Raw genomic sequence first — 1,858 nt, forward strand, 5'->3', positions numbered from 1 at the left:
GCGCAGCAGCCGCCCGGCCGTCAGCCGGGCCCCGCGCAGCGCGCCGTGCCGGTGCAGCGCCTGCACCGCGTAGGTCGAGCAGGACGGCGTGTACGGGCAGCAGGCCGGTCGACGGGGGCTGACCTCGGTGCGGTAGTAGCGCACCGCGCCGTACAGCGCACCGGCCGCGAACCCGCGCGGGGCCGGTGCCGACGGGTCGGCCGTCCGGTGCCCGCGCACTCCGGCGAGGGCGAAGCGGACGCCGGAGGCCATCATCACGGGGATCAGGGCGATCAGGCAGGGATCGGCGAACTCGCAGCAGCCGTCGAGGCAGCAGTCCGTGCCCTCGTGCCGGAGCCGCTTGCGCCGCTCGGCCTTGGCATGCTCCTCCTTGCGGTAGCTCCTGCGGTGGTCCTCCCGGACCCGGCGCTGCTTCCGCCGCCGGAGCCGCTCCGAGGCGGGCAGCCACCACCAGGCGCGCTCCGGGCGGGCCGACGGGACGTGGGGGCCGGGATCCGGCGCCGGGTCGGACACTGCGGGCGGTCCCCTCGTTCGCTCCGCCGGGGGCCGACCCCCGACGATCCGGGCAAGATTATCCGAAGATCACCTGCCCGGATCGACCCAACCCCCGACCACTCCCGACCGCCGGGGCGGTCAGCTGAAGAGCGAGGGGAAGAGGTCCTCGAACGGCTGGGTGGTCACCGAGACGCTCCGCGCGAACGGATTGTCGAAGTCCCAGATCATGAACAGCGCGAAGGCGATCAGCACGCTGAAGCAGAGCGCCAGGATCAGCTCCCTCGGCGTGTTCCGGATCTGGAGCGCGAACAGCATGCCGACGGTCACCACCGCCCCGCCGATCAGGCCGAGCCAGACCACGCCCGGCATCGTCGGACCGGCGTTCTGCCCGCGCGAGTTCCGGGCGTCGGACGCCTGCCCGATCAGGTCCGTCATCGACTGGTAGGCCCCCGACTCCAGGTCGGAGGCGGGCGAGCGGGTGCCGACGTCGGTCTGGAGCTTCTGCAGCAGCTGATCGCCCTTGTCGGTGATCCCGCCGTTCTTCTGCATGTAGCTCCACTCGGTGTTCACGACGTACGAGACGTAGGCGTCCACGTCGGCCCGGACCTGGTCCCGGAACTCCGCCGGGTAGATCACCGCGCGGTCGCTCACCTGGCGCAGCGACTGCGCCTCCCGGAACAGGTCGTCCTGGGCGGCGCCGCGCGCCTCCCAGACCCCCGCGATGGCGAGACCGAGGACGATCGCGTAGACCACCCCGATCATCATGGTGATGTACTCGATGACGTCCGGGGTCTCGTCGGTGCTCTCCTCGAAGCCCGCTTGACGGCGCCTCAGCAGCAGCACCACCACGACCACGGCGACGGCCGCCGCCATGGCGATGGTCAACGCCATCCATTCGGACATGGGAACTCCCTTCTCTGACATGGCATGTGACGGAACGAACAGCTGGGGATCCACCCTCGGATCCCGGTCGGCGAACGCGTCAGGAGCGGCCCGACCTGCCGCCGCCTCGCCCCCGACCGGGGCGCAGGGCCACCGCGGCGACCACACCGGGGACCATGATCACCAGCAGCATGGTGGTCGTCGGGGTGCCCTGGTGGGGCGGCGGGGAGAGCGCGGACTTCGCCCCCCGGGGGTGGAACGCGGGCCGTGCCGACGGGGTCGGCCACAGCGGGCTCGGACGCGCCGGGCTCGGCGAAGCGGCGGGGCTCGGGGCCGCCGGCGCGGGGGGCGGGGCCGGGGCCGGGGCCGCCGGGGCAGGTGCCGGCGCGGACCAGGTCGATCAGCTTGAGGATGTCGGAGGCGTGCGCGACCGGCTGGAGGTCCTCCAGCGGGCTGGCGCCGCCGTGCACGTCCAGCATCG

Annotated in this window: 3 protein-coding genes; 1 reads left to right on the forward strand and 2 read right to left on the reverse strand. The window is 73.1% G+C overall.

What is annotated here, in order from left to right; genetic code table 11:
• Together yidD and AB0E96_RS40760 are read right to left on the reverse strand one after the other, a co-directional pair.
• Positions 1 to 513: membrane protein insertion efficiency factor YidD (gene yidD, locus AB0E96_RS40755; RefSeq protein ID WP_359831850.1), on the reverse strand; the 513-nt coding region annotated here is incomplete at its 3' end.
• Positions 514 to 633: 120 nt separating this feature from the next.
• Positions 634 to 1,398 carry a hypothetical protein gene (locus tag AB0E96_RS40760; protein WP_359831852.1) on the reverse strand — a complete coding sequence of 255 codons (765 nt, stop codon included), beginning with the start codon at positions 1,396 to 1,398 and terminating at the stop codon, positions 634 to 636.
• 155 nt (positions 1,399 to 1,553) lie between these two features.
• Here AB0E96_RS40760 and AB0E96_RS40765 point away from each other — a divergent pair.
• On the forward strand, positions 1,554 to 1,858 hold a 305-nt coding region (locus tag AB0E96_RS40765; RefSeq protein ID WP_359831854.1), incomplete at its 3' end, for a hypothetical protein.

Origin of the sequence: Kitasatospora sp. NPDC036755 (genome assembly GCF_040636595.1) — a bacterium.
Classification (GTDB): domain Bacteria; phylum Actinomycetota; class Actinomycetes; order Streptomycetales; family Streptomycetaceae; genus Kitasatospora.